Source organism: Methanoculleus methanifontis, from assembly GCF_030464365.1.
GTDB lineage: Archaea > Halobacteriota > Methanomicrobia > Methanomicrobiales > Methanoculleaceae > Methanoculleus > Methanoculleus methanifontis.
Map to the genome: position 1 here is coordinate 1 of NZ_VCYI01000001.1, position 17321 is coordinate 17321.

The window sequence follows — 17321 nt, forward strand, 5'->3', positions numbered from 1 at the left end:
TCGACCGATGTGCGGCTTTGTTGGGGGGAGGTATTTCTGAACAATCTCCCAGAGATCATCGTCAATTTCCCGGAATGCCATGATCCCCAGTTTTATCCGAGGGGACTTATAATTATAGGATCACCTCAGTCAAACCCAAAACGAGGCCATCCCAAAACGCCTCTGCCGGGAGGGGGACACCCCCTCCCGGTCCCTCCCCCGCGTGGCGATAGCCAATGGGAAGCCGTTTCAGCAATTTGATACAGGAAAGCGTTCAATTTGTTATGAGCGCTCGTAATTGCATTCTGAACCCAGTGAATCTTCAACCATGTGGCACTTTTGGGACGACTTCAACAACAATTGCGGTCGCCAGAAATAGAACGGTGAACCCTTCCCTACTTTGTCCCACCTACCTCAAGGTAGCCTCATCCGTTTCGGGAAGGACTTACTCACTGGATGCATGGTATGTATGCGGGGGATGTGAACTACCCCCCTGAAGGGCGCGGCTTCCTGCTTCATCGAACTTGCCTCGAAAAGGGCTTACGCGATCTCCACAGGCGTTGATTATTCTGTTTGGGCAGTCCCTGCCCTACAGCAAATTGTACATTCCGGTTGCCTGGTTCTCGCAACACAGATATTCCCTACTAGCAGAAATGAGAAGAAAAAACTATCGTCTCGAAACGTATTTCAGGAAGGGCGGCTCCGCTTCCATCCCCACCCGGAAGGGTGGGGTCTTCCCGCTCCGCCCCCTTCACCCCCGTAAGATAAACATTGTGCAATCGTAACGGTAGCAAACCGGTGTCTGCAATCCGGCCCGTTTGAGCAGGCATCACTCTTTCCTCAGGAATAACACGCCGTGCACCCCCGGGTTCACGAACCCTCCGGTTCCCCGGTGAGAAGGCGGCGCACCTCCTCTTCGGTATAGCCGGATGCTTTCCCGGTCAGCGTCTCGACGTCGATGCGAATCACGGTCACCGCACGGAGCGCCGCCGGCGGGTACAACCACGATCCGCCTCCGGCATACTTCTCCATGAGGAGGTCGAGGGCCCGGCTTTTCTCTGCAAGGTCCGTCACGAACGACGCGATGCCGGTGCCGATGATGGAGACGTACCGCGTTCCGAAATCGCAGGCTCTCTCTGCACGCACAAGCGCCAGGCCGGTCTCGGCCTCAAAACAGACCCGGTTGTTCCGCTTCAGGATCTCGATCTTCTTCCCCTCACCTGCGGAATGCAGGTAGACGTGTCCATCGGCGTACGCGAAGTTCATCGGCACCAGGTAGGGCCAGTCCCCGTCGGCAAGCCCGATCCTGCAGACGAACGCATCCTCGAGAACCGCGGGAAGCAGCGTTGAATCGGCGATTTCCTTGTCTTGCCGTCTCATTGCAGCAGGTATGGGGCGCAAAACCCCATCAGCCTTCCGCATGTCCCGCCTACAGCGTCCCCTGCTGCCCCATCGCAACGAGCAGCATCGCCGAAGCCGCCGAGAGCGAGAAGATCGTCACCGCCCAGACGGCCACGAACGCGACGATCGCAAGCGCGTTCGTCTCCCGGTAGGGGACGAGCCCTTCGTTCATCCTTTTGCCGTCCGGTAGGCGTCGTAGCCGCCCCAGGCCCAGATCGCCACCCCCGGAACGATCATGAGAAAGAGGCTGAGGAGGCTTCCGAGCAGCACCAGGACGCCCCGTGCGAACTGCCCGTTGTAGGCCTGGCCGAGACCGTTGAAGAGGAGCGAAAGTCCTGCCGCTATCGCCGGGTTTTTCTTCTTCTCCCGGTGGGAGACCTCTGCCGCCTCCATAGCGGCCGCAAGCGAGACCGGTTCTGCCGCATCGCCGTGCATGATTGCCAGGTACGTCCGGCGCGACTATCATTCTTTCCCGGCGCCCGGAGCAGCGTTACCGTTCGAAGATCTTCTCGATCCGCACCCGCCGTCCGAGTTTCGTCTCGTACCACTCCTGCTGCTTTAAGGCCTGTTTCCAGCTCCTGATGCGGTGCCGGACCCGCGTTCCCGTCGCCGTATCGATCAGTACCAGCCTCGGCATCTCGATCGCCCCATCGATGTATGGAGCTCGACTTCAGGGGTTACGAACGTTTCCTTTCAGGATTGCCTCCCTCCGGGTCGGTGAGCAGGGGGATGATCTTAGCGTAACGGTAGAAGGTGTCCGGCCACCCGTGCGTGAGGATGATCGGGAGCGGGTCCGGGCCGGTTCCGCGCTCGTGGATGAAGTGGATGCCCAGCCTGTCGACGTCGGCGGTGTAGTGGCAGAATCGGTTCAGCTCCGCTTCCTGTGCCCGCCAGTCGAACCGGTTCGGCCAGTAATCCACCAGTTCCTCCATGTAACCGAGGTTTGTCCCGTAGTCTCAGCCCGAGCCCTTCCCCGACGCCCCGCTTCTTCTGTTCGTAGCGGTGGAAGATCTCCTCCTTCTGGTCCTCAGGCACACCTGGTCCGGTATCCTCGACCGAGACCCGGACGAACCCCCCCGCATCTTCCGCCCGGATGGTGATCTCGACATCGGGACCGCCGTGCTTCACGGCGTTGCCGATCAGGTTCCTGATCACTTCCGGGAGGAGGTCGTCAACCTGGACCAGATACGTCGAACCCGTGTACCTGATGTTCTCTTCTGGATAGTGGCCGATCTCCTCTCTGATGATCGCATCGAGATCCACCGGGCTCAGTTCCGGTGTTCCGGAGTGAATTCGGCGGATGGCGGAGACAGTCCCGAGGATCTCGATGCTTTTGTCGATGCTGCGCTTGAGTTTCTCCACGTATGTCCGTGCATCCCCCGAGAGCGTGCCGAGGAGCAGGTCGGCATAGAGGTTCGCGACGTTCTCGGTGTTCCCGATATCGTGGGTCAGGATGTCGAGATACAGGTTCGCCTCGTTCCGTGCCTCTTTGAGGTTCCGGGCCTGCCGGATGAGGTCGGCGGTGAGCGTCTGCAGTTCCCTGTTGAGGCCCACAAGCCGGGAATTGGACTCGGCCAGTTCGGCGGTCCGCCCCTTGACCCGGTCCTCGAGTTCATCGTAGGCTTTGCGCATCGCCTCTTCGGCCTGTTTGCGTTCGGTCAGGTCCAGGGCAACCAGGGAGAAGACCTGTATCCCGTCCATGGAGAGTGGCTTCAATGAGAGGTACACCGGCACCCGGCGGCCATCCTGCGCTTGCAGCATGCTCTCCCCCGCGCAGCCGGATGGATTCGCCTCCACCATCCTCCGAAATCCCGCCGTTTCGGTAGAATCGATGAAGGTATGAATCGACTCGGCCATCACCTTCCCGAGCGGCATAGCGAGCAGCCGGGCGAAGCTCGCGTTGCTGTAGAGGATGGTGCCGTCGTCGGAAACGAGCGCCGCTCCTTCCCGCATCTGCTCGATGAGGACACGGTAAGGATGTTCGGCGGTCTTTAAGGTGTAGATCTTCTCCCCGTCATCCGTGGAGACCAGGAAGGCGTCGACCTCCCCTTTCCGGATCGCCGAAAGCGTCTCTTCCGCCTCCGAAAAGCCCCCGTAGAGCTCCTCCAGTACACGGAGGAGCTCTTTTTCCTGCGGCAGATGAGGAGTGCTCGTATCGGACGGCTGGTCTAAACCCCGCATCGTCTCTTACCCGATGGACCGGTTACTCCTTTTTCTGGACTCCAAGCCCGACCAGAACGCGGTCTTTATCCGACATATCCCCGATCAGCTTCCGGAGAGGCAGAGGCAACTGCTTGATGAGCGTGGGGGTCGCGACGACCTGGGCTTCCTGTGCCCGTTCGGGCTGCTGGTAGATGTCGATTACCTCGAGGTCGTAGCGCCCCGCGAGGTGCTCCTCGCTGATCTCCTTGATGCTCTCGATTGCCTTCTGCGACCGGGGCGTCATTCCCGTGACGTAGAGCCGCAGGACATAACGGGCATCCGTCTCCTCCAGCGCCAGCTCGAACGCATCCGCGGTCGAATCCCGGTCCTTTGTATTCCTGTTCTCTCTGTTCGCCATACCGCATCACCTCCTCGGCTGCACGTCCAGGCCGACGAGGACCTTCTCCGTGTTCGAGAGGTCCCCGATGATCTTTCGGAGCGGCGGAGGTAGTTTCCGGACAAGCGTGGGGACGGCAAAGATCTGGTCGCCCCTGGCGAGCTGGGGGTGCTCGAGGAGATCGATCACCTCGATCTCATATCTTCCGGCCAGATGCTCCTCGCAGATCCGTTTCAGGTTCGCGAATGCGGCGAGCGACTTCGGTGTCTGGCCGGCGACGTAGAGGCGTAAGATCCACTTTTCCCCGTTTTCGCCGGTTGTCTTCTGTGCATCGGTCATCGCTCCACCCCGGTCTCCCCTCTTGTTGCCTGAACCTTTTTATCATCATCGGCTTTCCGAAGCCTCTCGATCGCGCGGGTGCCTGCATCAATCATCTTCTGCCGGCGGCTCTCCGCTTCGATCATCCTCTGCGACTCCTCCTCCCGTGAGGCGAACTCATTCTGGAGGGCGGCGATCCGGGCTTCTAAGGCGTTCCTTTCCAGCTCCAGTTCACGCTGCCGGGCCGCGATCTCCTCGTCCCTGGCCTGGGCCTCCGCACGCTCCTTCGCCTCCTGCATGAGCCGGGCGGTTCCCATGAACATCCCGGCAGGCCCGACATAGACGTCGATGAGCTGAATGCCGCTTGCGGTGATCCGGTATTCGCGGATCTGGTTGGAATGCCCCATCCCCCGCGACTTCAGCACGTAGAGTCCGCGGTTGCGCTCCCCGGCAGACTCGATGTCCTGCAGCTGGATCAGGGTGTCGATGAGCGAGGAGACGGCAAGGTCCGAGGGAGCCATCTCCTCCCGCGTGTGGATCAGGTGGGTGAAGAGCGCGGTGATCCGGTTCGTCTTTAAGTAGTCGATCAGGCGCGTGAGCATGACCTTGACGTCTTTTGTGGAACCGATCGCGATGAGATCGGTCAGGGGATCGATCACCACAACCCCGGGCTGCCTCTCCCGGATCTGCTTGAGGAGCATCACGAGGTGCATCTCAAGGCCGTACATCGTCGGCCGGGAGGAGTGGATCTCGAGGAGCCCGCTCTCGATGTGAGGCGCAAGGTCGATGCCGATCGATTGCATGTTGCGCACGATCTGATCCGAGGACTCCTCGAAGGAGAAATAAAGGCATTTCTCCCCGCGGAGGGAGGCGGCATTCACGAAGCTCGCGCCGAAACTGGTCTTTCCGGTGCCGGGCGTCCCCGCGACCATGATCGTGCTGCCGCGGTAGAAGCCCTCCCCGTCGAGCATGGCATCGAGACGCTCGACGCCGCTTGAGATGCGTTCGCTGCTGACGGTATGCGAAAGACCGGTGGAGGTGATGGGCAGCACCGAGATCCCGGTCTCGTCGATCAGGAAGGGATACTCGTTGGTGCCGTGGACCGAACCGCGGTACTTCACCACCCGCAGGCGGCGCGTGGAGATCTCGTCGTCCACCCGGTGGTCGAGGAGGATCACGCAGTCCGAGATGTACTCCTCGAGGCCGTGCCGGGTCATGGTCGCCTCACCGCTCTCCCCGGTGACGACGGCGGTAACGCCTCTGTCCTTCAGCCAGAAGAAGAGCCGCCGGAGTTCGGCACGGAGGATGCCGGTGTTCGTGAGGCCGGAGAAGAGCGACTCGATGGTGTCGAGGACGATCCTTTTTGCGCCGATGGAGTCGATGGCGTAGCCGAGCCGGATGAAGAGCCCTTCGAGATCGAACTCCCCGGTCTCGATGATGTCGCTTCTCGATACCTCCACGTGGTCGATCGCGAGCAGGTTCCTCTCGCAGAGATCGTTTAAGTCATAGCCGAGCGATGCGACGTTCTCAACGAGATCCCCGGGTGTCTCCTCAAAGGAGACGAAGACACCGGGCTCCCCGAACTCCAGCGCCCCGTGTACCAAAAACTCCATGCCGAGCAGGGTTTTGCCGGACCCCGCCCTCCCGACGACGAGGGTCGTGCGCCCTCCCGGCAGACCGCCCAGGGTGATCTCGTCGAGGCCCTGAATACCCGTCGGGCTTTTCGGCAACTCGATACGTGCCGGTCCCGGGGATTGTTCTGTGTCGTACATATATATCAGCAGTAAAATGTCTGTTGAACTTCAGGATTGTTAAAATGTTTGTACCGGTGGGGAAGACGTGACGGGCTTCTCTCCATGCGCCGTTACCTCTCTCCCGGGGGCGGTGGGGCATCCCGATCCGGGTATGAACGATCTTCCTGCCGGGGCGTGGCCGTTTCACGCATGCATTTCTTTTACGCCGACTCAGGCCCCTTCGGCGCCGTTCCGGTTTACACCGGGGATCGCCGCGTAGAACAGTCGAAACATCCCGGCGATGAATCATCGAGGCAGGTTATAGCGGCCCGCCCGGTTACTGAAAGATTGAAATAATGAAAAATTAATTCATGTTTCAGGGAAATCGGTAAAGAGACCAATTCAATCTTTTCGATGATCTAAAAGAGACAATAAGCGTTCTTTGGGGGTGACACACGACTCAGAGTCCGGAGTATCTGCCTGATACGAACATTCCCCGTCTGCCGCGGGAGAAGGAGCTCCTCCGCGTACTGGAGGAGCTCTACGGGGGGTTTTCGGAGGCGGAAGAGGCGCTCTCGGCGATCCGGCGGGGAGAGGTCGATGCCTTCCTGGTCTCCACGGACGAAGGAGAGAAGGTCTACACCTTAAAGACCGTCGAGCATCCTTACCGTGTCCTTATCGAGCAGATGCAGGAAGGAGCGGCGCTCGTTTCCGTCGACGGCATCATCCTCTATGGTAACCGCAGCCTGGCACAACTGCTGAACACGCCCCTCGAGAGGCTGATGGGGGAGTCGATCCACGCCTTCATCGATTCTACCGAAACGGCGGGATTTCGGAGGATGGTGGAGGCGAATTCGTCCGGCAGTGCGGGCGAGAGCACGCTGCAGGCGCAGGACGGCAGCCGGGTTCCGGTACACCTCTCCTTAAAACCGCTCTCCATGGACGGAGTGCACGTATTCTCCCTGGTTGCCACGGACCTGACCGAACGCAAGCAGGCGGAGGAGACGTTGCAAAGAGCGCACGACGAGCTCGAGGAGCGGGTGGAGGAGCGGACCGCCGAACTCGAACACGCCAATACCCGGCTCCAGAGCGAGATCGTAGAGCGCAAGCGGGCGGAGGAAGAACTCCAGTCCATCGCCCGGTTCCCTGCCGAAAATCCCAATCCAACCCTGCGGCTTGAGAACGGGCGCACCATCATCTATGCCAACAGTGCAGCCCGGGCAACATTTGCAGAGGCGTTCACCGGCCCCGGCACGGATGCCCCTGCGGATATCGCCGAGATAGCAGAAACGGCGCTGGCGTCCGGTGTCCGGCAGGAGGTGGAGCACCGCATCGGTGCAGAGACCTACCTTCTCGCGTTTGTTCCGTTAAGGGATCGCCACTACGTGAACGTATACGGAAGAGATATCTCCCAGCGCAAAAAGGTCGAGGACGCGTTACGGCAGAGCGAACGGTCCCTCGCGACGGAGCTGGACGCCACCCGGCGCCTCCAGCAGGTCAGCACGCAGATGATCCAGGCCAACAGGGTCGAGGCGCTTTACGAAGAGATCCTCGATACCGCGATGACGATCCTCGACGCCGATTTCGCGAGTATCCAGATGCTTTATGCGGAACGCGGAACCACGGGGGAACTCCGGCTCCTGGGTTACCGTGGGTTTACCGAAGAAGCCGCCCGGTTCTGGGAATGGGTGCGCCCGGATTCGGAGAGTACCTGCGGTAAAGCCCTGCTCACCGGGCAGCGCGTCATCGTCCCGGACATCCTGGACTGCGAGTTCATGGCCGGCAGCGCCGATCGGGAGACATACCTCCAGACAGGTATCCGTGCCGTGCAGACCACGCCGCTCTACTCGCGTGCCGGCGCCCTGCTCGGCATGCTCTCCACGCACTGGCGCCGGCCGCACGAGCCCACCGCGAACGAGCTGCGCCCCATCGACCTGCTGGCGCGCCAGGCCGCCGATTTCATCGACCGCAAGCGGGCCGAGGAAGCCCTGCGGGAGAGCGAGGAGAAACTCCAGACCCTCTTTCAGCTCCTCCCTGTCGGGATCTCGGTCCTCGACGAAAACAGGAAGATACTGGACGTTAACCCGGCCCTGGGAGATATCCTCGACCTGCCGCGAGATGACCTCCTGCGCGGAGCCTACGAGAATCGTCGATACATCTGGACTGACGGAACCGAGATGCCTGTGGCAGAATTCCCCAGCAGCCGTGCAATTACGGAGCAGACCGCGATCCGAAATGTCGAGATGGACATCGTAAAGGAAGACGGCAACACTATCTGGACGGACGTGAGTACGGTACCGCTTCCGTTTTCAGACTGGCGTATGCTGTTGGCTACATCGGATATCACCGAGCGCAAGCGGACGGAAGAAGCGCTTGTCCGCCGCACCGAAGAACTCATCCAGAAGAGCGCGGAGGTGGAAGCAGCACGCGACGAGGCGCACATGTACATCGACATCATGACGCACGACGTCAGGAACGCGAACAACGTCTCAGGCATGTATGCCGACCTCCTGGCCGAGCTTGCCGACGGCGACCTGAAGACCTATGCGGAGAAGCTGCACGCCAGCATCGAGCGAAGCAACGAGATACTCAGGAACGTCGCCACCGTCAGGCGGATACGCGAAGAAGAGAGCGGCCTTGTGCCGGTGAACCTCGACGCAGTTATCCGAAACGAGATCGGCAGGTTCCCCGAAGCATTGATCGACTACCTTGACCCGCAGATCGAGGTGCTGGCGGACGGCCTCCTCCCGACCGTCTTTATCAACCTGATCGGCAACGCCGTGAAGTTCGGCGGTCCCGACGTCAAGATCACCGTCCGGGCAGAGGTGCAGGGCGGGGAGATACTGGTCTCGGTCGAGGACACCGGCCCGGGCGTGCCGGACGAGGTGAAGGTGAAACTCTTCCGCCGGTTCGAGCGGGGTATGGGACGGGGAAGCGGCGAGGGGCTTGGGCTTTTCATCGTCCGGACGCTGGTGGAGCGCTACGGCGGGGAAGCCCGGGTCGAAGACCGGGTGCCCGGCCGGCCGGGGGAGGGGGCGGCGTTCCGGTTTACGCTGAAGTTGGCCACGTAGGTTTCCCTGGCACCACCTGTCGCTGCCGGTAAAAATAGGCGCCACCCCCGTACACGCGACTAACCGCCGGATTTATCTCATCGGTTCGCTGAATGGACTGTTCTGGGTCACTGCAAGGCGATTACCTGGATCCTGAGGAAAGGTTTATCCTCTGATGCGCCTTCTATTATCTCAGGTGAGTTCGAATGCCTGAATTAGCCTATTGCGGATACTGCGGACGGGAGTTCCCGATAAAGGAGCGAACCGCAGGCGAAAGCGTACCATACTGCAGCGCGGAGTGCCTGGAAGCGGCGGCGAAGCAGGACGCCGGGGAGGCCGGAAGCCGGCCGGAGAGGTTCCTGGTCTCGGGCCAATCGCCCTGGAGTAAGTAGTTTTTCCTCGCTGTGAGGTTGTTTGTAGCGGTGCAAAGTGGCGTTCACCGCCGAAGAGTGGAGACTCTGGTGCGGTAACGTACGGTTTTCCAGCCCGAATCTTTGGTGCGTGCAGAAGAACGGTATGCCCGTCGTGGTGTATCTCGAATGGGTCAACAATCCCTTACTGTCTTTGCGAGAGATGATGAGGGCTCAGGAAACAACAAGGATAAAAGTGGGTACGCCGCCAACAGGACTCGAACCTGTGACATGCTGGTTAACAGCCAGCCACTCTACCAACTGAGTTATGGCGGCACTGCAACAAGTGCTCTATAATGTCTTGACTGAATCGTATTAAACGTTACGGGAATTCTCCTTCCGGATAACCCGAAGAAGATCGATCAGTTCGTCGACCTCGATGTCCAGGGTGGAAAGAAGGTCGTCCGCAAGGGGTGTTGCCACCGCGCCGGCCGGCGAGGCGCGGATGTATCCCTCCTGCTCCAGGATCCGCAGCGAGTAGCGGACCCGGTGGTAGGGGAGATCCAGGATGTCGGCAAGTTTCATGATGCCGATGGGCTGGTGCTCCACGACCGTCCGGATCACCTCCAGGTGCCTTGAGACGAGTTCAATCTCGGATTTGATCTTTGCCAGCATGGGTTTGCCTGCGCGGATGTCCACGCCACTATTATGGTTGTTCGTGCAGCCAGACCTTCGCCCGGGCGTACTGCTTCCGGAACGATACGGAGAAGACCGCCCCTACCGTGAGGAGGAGAAGACCGATCGCAAGGCCGAATGTCCCTTCGGGCGCAAACCGGAAGAGGACGAAGACACCCATGGCGAAGCAGAGGACGATGACGTTGAGCATAACCGTCAGCATGATGAACTTTGCCTTGAAGACCTGCTTGGTTGCCTCATCCATTATTCATACTTGAACGCGCGGGTAAAAGTACTTGTGGTTTCAACGGGAGAGGTAGTAGAATGAATGGACTGGATTCGGCTATCCGGGATGCAGATTTAGCGGCATACGCGGCCTACGGCTCGTCTATAGATGCCAACGTGCGCTACCTGACCCGGTTCCGCACCACTGACCCCGTGGTCTACGTCCAGAAGCCGGGCGAGCGCGGGATGATCGTCGTCCCGCAGATGGAGCACGAACGTGCCGTCCGCGAATCGACGGCGGCGGTCGTCACCCGCGCCCACGCAGGCTACCTCGATTACATCAAGGCCGGAGAACCGCGCTGGCGTGCGACCGCCCATATGATCGCCGGCCTCGCCGGCGGCCCCGTCCTCGTCCCCGCGAACTTCCCGCTCGCCCTCGCGAGAGAACTCGAATCGTTCCAGCCGGTCGTGCTTGACGAGCGGGGAGCGGTCGAGGCGATGCGGGTGGTCAAGACGCCGGAGGAGATCGAGTGGATACGTTCGGTCCAGCGGGCTACTGAGGCCGCGATGGAGCGCGGGATCGCGCTCATCCGGTCGTCCGTCCCGAAAGGGGGCGTCCTCCACCGGGACGGCGCTCCCCTCACCTCTGAGGCCGTCCGCGCTGAGATGCACGCCTTCCTCCTCGCCCACGGATCCCGCGGGATTGACACCATCGTCTCCTGCGGTCTTGACACCGCCCTCCCGCACAGTCCCGGCGTGGGACCGCTCCGGGAGAACGAGCCCATTCTTATCGATATCTTCCCGCAGGACGAGCTGACCGGCTACCACGCCGACATGACCCGGACGGTCGTGAAAGGCGAGCCTTCTCCCGCAATCCGGGAGATGTACGAAGCCGTCAGGGACGCAAAAGCTCACGCCGCATCGATGCTCCGTGCCGGTGCCGTCGGCGCCGACCTCTACCGCGCGACGGTCGAGTTCTTCCGCGACCGCGGCTACGAGAGCAACACGCAGGGGTTCACCCACAGCCTCGGCCACGGTGTCGGGCTCGAAGTGCACGAAGAGCCGTCGCTCGGACCCAACGGCGGGGAACTCGTCCCCGGAAACGTCGTCACGATCGAACCGGGGCTCTACTACCCCGGAACCGGCGGTGTCCGCCTGGAGGACATGGGCGCAGTGACAGAGACCGGGTTTGACCGGTTCACCCAATACAGAGAGGAGCTCACGCTATGAGGATGGATGACGAAGTTTACGACGCCTACCGGGAAGCAGGGGCGCTGGCAAGGAAGGTGCTCCGCCGTGGTGCAGGGCTCGTGAAGGAGGGGGCTCCCCTCCTTGAGATGGTCGAAGAGACGGAGAACATGGTGGTCGAGGAGGGAGCGCTTCTTGCCTTCCCCTTAAACGTCTCCTTCAACGAGGCCGCGGCGCACGATACCGCCATGCCCGGCGACGAGCGGACGTTTTCCCGCGGCGACCTCATCAAGGTCGATCTCGGGATACACGTCGACGGCTACATCGCCGACACCGCCGTGACCGTCGACCTCGGCGACCACGGGGCGCTCGTCGAGGCGTCCCGGGCTGCCCTCGAGGCGGCGATCGGGGCCGTCCGCCCGGGCGTCGTCACCGGGGAGCTCGGGACGATCATCCAGGCGACGATCGAGGAGCACGGCTACAAACCGGTTGCAAACCTCACCGGACACGGCCTCGACCGCTACGACCTCCACGGTAAGCCCATGATCCCGAATATCGCGATGAACGGCGGCACTGTCCTCGAGGAGGGGATGGCCTTTGCAATCGAGCCCTTCGCGACAACGGGGTCGGGGAAGGTCACCGAGGCGACGCGCGTGGAGATCTACAAACAGATCGCAGCCCGGCCCGCACGCCTCCCGTCGGCAAAGCGGATCCTCGAGACCGCCCGGCCGCGCCGGGGGCTCCCGTTCTCCCGCCGCTGGGTTCCGGGGGACAAGGTCGAGATCGGGTTATCCACCCTTGTGCGGAACGGGATCCTCCATCCCTTCCCGATGCTGCACGATGTTCCGGGTTCGTTCGTCTCGCAGACCGAACACACCATGATCGTCACCGAGGATGGGTGCGAAGTCACCACCCGGTGAGCTACGCTTATTGATGCCGCGCACAAATATGTCTGCTCATAGATATGACCGGCGACACTGGTACACGTGACGTCCTCGCCGTCATGGAACTCCTGCTTACCGCGGAGATATTCAACCGGAACGAGGAACTCGATATTAACGACCTTAACCCGCGCTCCCGGGAGTTCTTCGGTGCCGGGAGCGGTGGAAATTCCGAGGTGAAACGGCCCCTGATCGTGAGCGAGGGAGCGATCAAGAAGGTGCTCGGCACCCCGGACGCCGTCTGCCAGGCTGTTCGCGCAAATCCGTTCGTCGGGTACGACGAGTTCGGGCAGCGGCTGAACCTCCCTTCGCTCGATACGGCGGCGGGCTGGTTCATCAAGAAGGGCGGAGAAGATCGGGTCGGAGAGAACCCCGTTCTCGCGTACTTCTTTGATGGGAAAGACGGCATCGGAGTAAGGTATCGCGACGTCCGGGTGAAAAATCGCCGGTTCGAGGATACGAAGGAGTACCTGGAGGCGAGGATTTCCCGGATCATCGGGGAGAGCGAGGAGATGCGGGAAGCGCGCGACCTCATCATCATCAGCGCGCCGGACGAGGTCGAGTTCTCGCTTGCGAAGCTGGTCTGCACCCTGCGCCAGGAGGAGACGATCAAGAAGATCGGTGTCGCCCTCGAGCACCGCGACTTCTTAAAACGGCACGGCATCTACGAGTTCGGCAGGCTCCTCTTCGTCGGCCCGCCCGGAACCGGGAAGACCTCGCTCGCGCTCGCGATGTCGCGGGCACTCCACATGCCGGTGCTCGAGGTCCGTCTCGCGATGGTCACCTCCCAGTACCTGGGCGAGACATCGAAGAACATCGACCGGATCTTCGACCTCGCGAAGAAACTCACCCCCTGCATCCTCTTCATCGACGAGTTCGACTTCGTCGCGAAGACCCGGGTCAGCGATGACCACGGCGCGATGAAGCGCGCGGTGAACATGCTCTTAAAAAACATCGACCAGATCAGTTTCGTCAAGAACGGCGTCCTCCTCATCGGGGCGACGAACCACCCCCGTATCCTCGACGAAGCGGCCTGGCGGCGGTTCGATGAGGTCGTGGAGTTCCCGCTCCCCGATCAGGCGATGCGGCAGGCGATCCTCGAGAAGGTCGCCGCCACGATCGAGTGCGACTGCGACTTCGCAGACCTCGCCGCCAGGACGGAGGGGTTCTCGGGCTCCGATCTGCGGATGATGATGAAAGAGGCGGTGATGTCGGCGCTGATGGAAGACCGGCACCGGGTCGACTCGGCGGACATCGAGCAGGGACTCCTCAGGGTCGAAGAGCGCAACGTCATCCGGACAGGGCGCTGATATGCAGATCACGCTGCTCGGGACCGGGGACGCCATCGGGACGCCGAAGATTGGATGCGACTGCGAGAACTGCCGTGCGATGGTCGCGGCGGGGCGGTCACGGCTCCGGATGTCCCTCCTCGTCGAGATTGAGGGCAAGCACATCCTCATCGAGTCGTCCCCGGACCTCCGGCAGCAGCTCCTCCGGGCCTGCTCCCCCCACATCGACGGCGTCCTCTGGTCGCACGGCCACTACGACCACTTCATCGGGTTCGGGGAGTTCTACCGGGTGCAGAAGGTGCCGCCGGCCTACGCGGCGCCGCCGGTGATGGACTACTGCTCGGGCTACCTCCACTTCCTGCCGTTCGAGAAGCACCCGGTCCCCGTCTACGAGCCGTTCGACCTCTTCGGCGTGACGTTCACGTTTTTTGAGGTGAACCACCCGCCGGTCTACACCTGCGGGCTCCTCCTGGAACACGACGACGTGACGGTCGCCTACACCGCAGACACGCGGGAGGATATCCCGAAGAGGAGCAGGGATCTCCTCGAAAATACCGGTATCGATCTCCTCTTCGTCGACGCCATCGCTCCCGAGGGCTACAATATCACCAAGCACATGAACTACGCCGAGGCCGTCCGGTTCGCCCGCGACGTCGGTGCGAGGGACTACCGGTGCGTCCACATGAGCCACCTGGTCCCGCCGGGGATGCCGCACGCCGGGTACGATATGGAGACGTTCTGCTGGGAGTGAGCCGGCGGGAGGGTCAAGCCCGCATCGACGCGCGTGACACGTGTCAGGCCGCGTCGACAGGTATGGCGTGGGTTGGATTATTCTCAGCGGGTACCGGCGTCATCACCATAGAGACCGGGAGCAGGCCGATGACGCCGGCAACGATATTCTGAAGATTTTGTTCTGTTTCATGGCTCAAATCCTCCTTTCACACATGTCCGGGAGGCCACGGATCCGTAGCGACCGGCTCCAACGGCCGCCGGGGTGGAGCCGCACGAAGAAGCCCCCTTCACGGCCACGTCGTCACCACTACGTAATACGCATCTTCGCACTCCATGAGCGGGTACAGTCCCCTCTCCCCCCGCGGACCGTAAGCATCGTGGAGCGCCTTGCTCTCCCTGTACGAGACCTTAGTTCCCCCGGTTATTCTTTAGTATCCACGATTCGGAAAAAATCAGAGTGATCAACTCTGATTCATCAAGGGGATCTGCAATTTTAATGTCGTCAGTGATATAGTCAGGGGTGACGGCGTATCTTGAAGGCTCTGGCCCCTCTACAAGGGAAGTTGTTCGGTTTTCACCTGCACTTACAACAGGCACCATCATCACACTCACCAGTAGCAGTGCCAGGAGCACGGAGAATGCCCGCATTCCAATTTTTCCATTCATTTGCTTTCCTCCGATAGTGTTCCGGAGGCCGGAGAGGTATACCTTCAAGTACGGGAAGAACATGCGCTCCCTTTGCCTCCGGGCGCGCGGGACGTTCACCCATCCGATTCGCTACTGGCCGGGTGGACCTCTGCATCGTTGCAGGCGCCGCCTGCGGCACCTACAAATGTTCACTGGTCAGTTTTGAGATAAACCGTTTATGGGACAAACACCGACTCAAAACCGGCTCTTCTAACTAGGAGCGACGATGCCGCCCCCGGCATGCTCCTTCACCGATGCTGCAATCGCCACCATCTCATCCACTTCCTGTGTGCCGGAAAGGCAGTATGCATAGTGGGCGTCATTCCAGCGAAGCACATTTTCCCTGTCTCCGGGAGTAAACGTTCCGTTTGTCCCGTCGATCGTCACTCCAACAGAACCTGTGTTTTTCTGTCCGGGGCAGGGGTTGCCCGGGACGGGCACCTGTGTAATACGAAGTTCATCCTCCCCTTTCGCGTAGATCAAGGAGATTCGGTTGTCCGGTTCGCCATACTGTAATGCATACGAAAAAGAGTAGCCGTCCGGCAGATACGATGGTACCGGGAGATCCGTACCAAACTTTTCGTGTGTCTCTTTTAGCGTATACACGATGACGGGCGTTATCGCAAGTGGCGGAGCGGTTGGATCGGTCGTAGGGCCGATAGTAGTTCCGTTGCTGTCGGAATCGGGTTTTGAAGCCTCTTCGCCGTAATCGAGGCATCCTGCAGCAGTCAGTCCCACAACCAGTAGTACAAAGGTTACTAGGAGGTGATCCTATAATTATAAGTCTTATCAGATAAAATCGGAAATCATGGCATTCCGGGAAATTGACGATGATCTCTGGGAGATTGTTCAGAAATACCTCCCGCCAACGAAGCCGCACATTGGCCGACCGCGGTGTGACCCCCGCAGGCTGTTCAACGGTATCCTGTACGTTCTGACCACCGGATGCTCCTGGCTCGATGTCCCGGCGAAATACGGTACAAAATCGACGGTTCACCGATACCACCTCGAACTCTGCGAGAAAGGGGTGTATCAGGCGATCTTCCTCGACCTGCTCCGATCCGGGTATGAGATCAAGAAAATCGATCTCTCGCATTGTGCGACCGATACCATGGATATCCAGGCTAAAAAAGGGGATCAACCGGCTATGATGGCTATAAAAAGGTAAACGGGAATAAACTGAGTGCTCTGGTCGATCGGAACGGTCTTCCCCTTGCCTGCACGGTTGCACCGGCAAATGTCCATGATTCACGGCTCTACGAGCCAACCCTCGAAGCGTTTGAGATTCCGGAGGCGCCGGTTCGTCCTGTAATCATCTCTGCAGATGCGGCCTACGATGCCCAGGAGATTCGCCAGTACAACCGAAATCGGGGAATCAAGAGCAACATTCCGGTCAACCGGAGATCCCGGGAACAGCCGAAACGAGGGAGGCCATTCTGGTTTGATCCAGAACTCTACAAGAAGCGCAGTGCGGTAGAGCGGTTCTTCAGTTGGATTGAGGCGTTTAAGAAGATTGTTCCACGGTACGAGCGGTATGAGCACTCATTCATGGGACTGATTCACCTGGCATGCAGCGTCATGTTCGGGGGAGTATTGGGATGACCTCAGATGTTAGGTAATGTAACGCTGTTCCACTGGACGATACTTCCAAATTCCCAGGATGATTATACCCGTTGATCCCCTGATAGTGGTGTTCATTGATTCTAATTCCTGAATCTGCCTGTAATGAAGTTGATTGTGGCGAGGCCTCCAGGCTGTCGCCAACTCTAACGGAACGGTATTTATGTAACCGAGTAAGCCCTTCGGAGAGTTCCTTGCTCCTACTTTCATTCATGCCGTCAAGATAGGTCACTTTCGGCATTTTTTCAATCATTTGAGAGATTTCTTTGTCACTTAATCGATTTCCTGCATCATCAAAGAGATGAGGGCTTCGCTCTAATACTACATCTCTGTCTACCGGATCGCCTCCGGACGGACAGGTGTCTTCCTGGTTGCTCTCGGTTGCACTCATCACCGGCACGAAGAGCGTGCCAGCGATTAACAGCGCCGCAAACAGGGCGCCGATTCCGGAAAGGAATTTTGGTTTCATGATTTCAAACCTCCGTTCATGTGTGTCCCGTGAGGCCACAGAGCCGCAATGAATATCCCTGGTGGCGACCAACAGCCCTATTGCCCTCCGGGCACGCTGTGGGAACCGGGACACGACGCCAATCG

21 protein-coding genes, 1 tRNA gene and 1 pseudogene are annotated in these 17321 nt (G+C 60.1%); 8 read left to right on the forward strand and 15 right to left on the reverse strand.

The genetic code is table 11. The annotated features are described in order from the left end of the window. Window positions 1-849: 849 nt before the first annotated feature. The 9 genes and pseudogenes from FGW20_RS00005 to kaiC form a co-directional block, all read right to left on the reverse strand. Complete coding sequence (locus tag FGW20_RS00005; RefSeq protein ID WP_301676062.1) at window positions 850-1359, reverse strand: pyridoxamine 5'-phosphate oxidase family protein; 510 nt, start codon at window positions 1357-1359, stop codon at window positions 850-852. A 49-nt stretch (window positions 1360-1408) separates the two neighbouring features. Further along, window positions 1409-1552, reverse strand: a complete 144-nt coding sequence (locus FGW20_RS00010; protein WP_301676063.1) for a hypothetical protein — start codon at window positions 1550-1552, stop codon at window positions 1409-1411. Beyond that, the gene (locus FGW20_RS00015; RefSeq protein WP_301676064.1) at window positions 1549-1815 is read right to left on the reverse strand and encodes a hypothetical protein; all 267 of its coding nucleotides are present in this window, start codon (window positions 1813-1815) and stop codon (window positions 1549-1551) included. The genes FGW20_RS00010 and FGW20_RS00015 overlap by 4 nt, the downstream gene beginning before the upstream one ends. A gap of 55 nt (window positions 1816-1870) precedes the next feature. Continuing rightward, the gene (locus FGW20_RS00020) at window positions 1871-2017 is read right to left on the reverse strand and encodes a hypothetical protein (protein ID WP_301676065.1); all 147 of its coding nucleotides are present in this window, start codon (window positions 2015-2017) and stop codon (window positions 1871-1873) included. 40 nt (window positions 2018-2057) lie between these two features. Continuing rightward, window positions 2058-2312 carry an epoxide hydrolase N-terminal domain-containing protein gene (locus FGW20_RS13305; RefSeq protein WP_367617905.1) on the reverse strand — a complete coding sequence of 85 codons (255 nt, stop codon included), beginning with the start codon at window positions 2310-2312 and terminating at the stop codon, window positions 2058-2060. 4 nt (window positions 2313-2316) lie between these two features. Continuing rightward, window positions 2317-3561 (reverse strand): annotated as a pseudogene (locus FGW20_RS00025) (PAS domain-containing sensor histidine kinase); the annotation flags it as partial. Window positions 3562-3583: 22 nt separating this feature from the next. Further along, window positions 3584-3940 (reverse strand): circadian clock KaiB family protein, encoded by a 357-nt coding sequence (locus FGW20_RS00030; protein ID WP_301676067.1) that lies wholly within the window; start codon window positions 3938-3940, stop codon window positions 3584-3586. Between the two features lie 6 nt (window positions 3941-3946). Next, window positions 3947-4258, reverse strand: coding sequence for a circadian clock KaiB family protein (locus tag FGW20_RS00035; RefSeq protein ID WP_301676068.1), 312 nt, complete (start codon window positions 4256-4258; stop codon window positions 3947-3949). Next, window positions 4255-6009: a circadian clock protein KaiC gene (gene kaiC, locus FGW20_RS00040; protein ID WP_301676069.1), complete on the reverse strand. Its 1755-nt coding sequence runs from the start codon at window positions 6007-6009 to the stop codon at window positions 4255-4257. The genes FGW20_RS00035 and kaiC overlap by 4 nt, the downstream gene beginning before the upstream one ends. 491 nt (window positions 6010-6500) lie before the next feature. On the opposite strand from kaiC, the gene FGW20_RS00045 reads away from it, so the two are divergent. Both FGW20_RS00045 and FGW20_RS00050 read left to right on the forward strand, forming a co-directional pair. Then, the gene (locus tag FGW20_RS00045) at window positions 6501-9041 is read left to right on the forward strand and encodes a PAS domain S-box protein (RefSeq protein WP_496197190.1); all 2541 of its coding nucleotides are present in this window, start codon (window positions 6501-6503) and stop codon (window positions 9039-9041) included. Between the two features lie 185 nt (window positions 9042-9226). Beyond that, window positions 9227-9412 carry a hypothetical protein gene (locus FGW20_RS00050; RefSeq protein WP_301676070.1) on the forward strand — a complete coding sequence of 62 codons (186 nt, stop codon included), beginning with the start codon at window positions 9227-9229 and terminating at the stop codon, window positions 9410-9412. A 221-nt stretch (window positions 9413-9633) separates the two neighbouring features. On the opposite strand, the gene FGW20_RS00055 is transcribed toward FGW20_RS00050, so the two are convergent. From FGW20_RS00055 to FGW20_RS00065, 3 genes are all read right to left on the reverse strand, one after another. Next, window positions 9634-9706: transfer RNA gene (locus tag FGW20_RS00055), tRNA-Asn, on the reverse strand. A gap of 39 nt (window positions 9707-9745) precedes the next feature. Then, window positions 9746-10045 carry a hypothetical protein gene (locus tag FGW20_RS00060; RefSeq protein WP_301676319.1) on the reverse strand — a complete coding sequence of 100 codons (300 nt, stop codon included), beginning with the start codon at window positions 10043-10045 and terminating at the stop codon, window positions 9746-9748. A gap of 31 nt (window positions 10046-10076) precedes the next feature. After that, window positions 10077-10310 carry a hypothetical protein gene (locus FGW20_RS00065; RefSeq protein WP_301676071.1) on the reverse strand — a complete coding sequence of 78 codons (234 nt, stop codon included), beginning with the start codon at window positions 10308-10310 and terminating at the stop codon, window positions 10077-10079. Window positions 10311-10369: 59 nt separating this feature from the next. Here FGW20_RS00065 and FGW20_RS00070 point away from each other — a divergent pair, with 59 nt between their 5' ends. The 4 genes from FGW20_RS00070 to FGW20_RS00085 are packed head-to-tail and all read left to right on the forward strand — an operon-like array spanning window position 10370 to window position 14439. Beyond that, window positions 10370-11500: a M24 family metallopeptidase gene (locus FGW20_RS00070; RefSeq protein ID WP_301676072.1), complete on the forward strand. Its 1131-nt coding sequence runs from the start codon at window positions 10370-10372 to the stop codon at window positions 11498-11500. After that, window positions 11497-12378 carry a type II methionyl aminopeptidase gene (gene map / locus FGW20_RS00075; protein ID WP_301676073.1) on the forward strand — a complete coding sequence of 294 codons (882 nt, stop codon included), beginning with the start codon at window positions 11497-11499 and terminating at the stop codon, window positions 12376-12378. Before FGW20_RS00070 ends, map begins: the two co-directional genes overlap by 4 nt. Before the next feature lie 44 nt (window positions 12379-12422). Then, window positions 12423-13709 (forward strand): ATP-binding protein, encoded by a 1287-nt coding sequence (locus FGW20_RS00080; protein ID WP_301676074.1) that lies wholly within the window; start codon window positions 12423-12425, stop codon window positions 13707-13709. 1 nt (window position 13710) lies between these two features. Then, window positions 13711-14439 (forward strand): MBL fold metallo-hydrolase, encoded by a 729-nt coding sequence (locus FGW20_RS00085; protein ID WP_301676075.1) that lies wholly within the window; start codon window positions 13711-13713, stop codon window positions 14437-14439. A gap of 389 nt (window positions 14440-14828) precedes the next feature. Here FGW20_RS00085 and FGW20_RS00090 read toward each other — a convergent pair whose 3' ends face one another. Both FGW20_RS00090 and FGW20_RS00095 read right to left on the reverse strand, forming a co-directional pair. Further along, window positions 14829-15149: a hypothetical protein gene (locus tag FGW20_RS00090; RefSeq protein ID WP_301676076.1), complete on the reverse strand. Its 321-nt coding sequence runs from the start codon at window positions 15147-15149 to the stop codon at window positions 14829-14831. Between the two features lie 168 nt (window positions 15150-15317). Further along, on the reverse strand, window positions 15318-15845 hold the full coding sequence (locus FGW20_RS00095) for a DUF4367 domain-containing protein (RefSeq protein ID WP_301676077.1): 528 nt from the start codon (window positions 15843-15845) through the stop codon (window positions 15318-15320). A 70-nt stretch (window positions 15846-15915) separates the two neighbouring features. Between FGW20_RS00095 and FGW20_RS00100 the strand changes: the two genes are divergently transcribed. Both FGW20_RS00100 and FGW20_RS13310 read left to right on the forward strand, forming a co-directional pair. Then, window positions 15916-16275: a transposase gene (locus FGW20_RS00100; RefSeq protein WP_301676078.1), complete on the forward strand. Its 360-nt coding sequence runs from the start codon at window positions 15916-15918 to the stop codon at window positions 16273-16275. Between the two features lie 20 nt (window positions 16276-16295). Then, a complete protein-coding gene (locus FGW20_RS13310) occupies window positions 16296-16709 on the forward strand; it encodes an IS5 family transposase (RefSeq protein ID WP_367617909.1) in 414 nt (137 codons plus the stop codon). Here FGW20_RS13310 and FGW20_RS00105 read toward each other — a convergent pair. After that, on the reverse strand, window positions 16684-17196 hold the full coding sequence (locus FGW20_RS00105) for a hypothetical protein (protein ID WP_301676079.1): 513 nt from the start codon (window positions 17194-17196) through the stop codon (window positions 16684-16686). The two genes, FGW20_RS13310 and FGW20_RS00105, sit on opposite strands and share 26 nt — an antisense overlap. Between the last annotated feature and the right edge of the window lie 125 nt (window positions 17197-17321).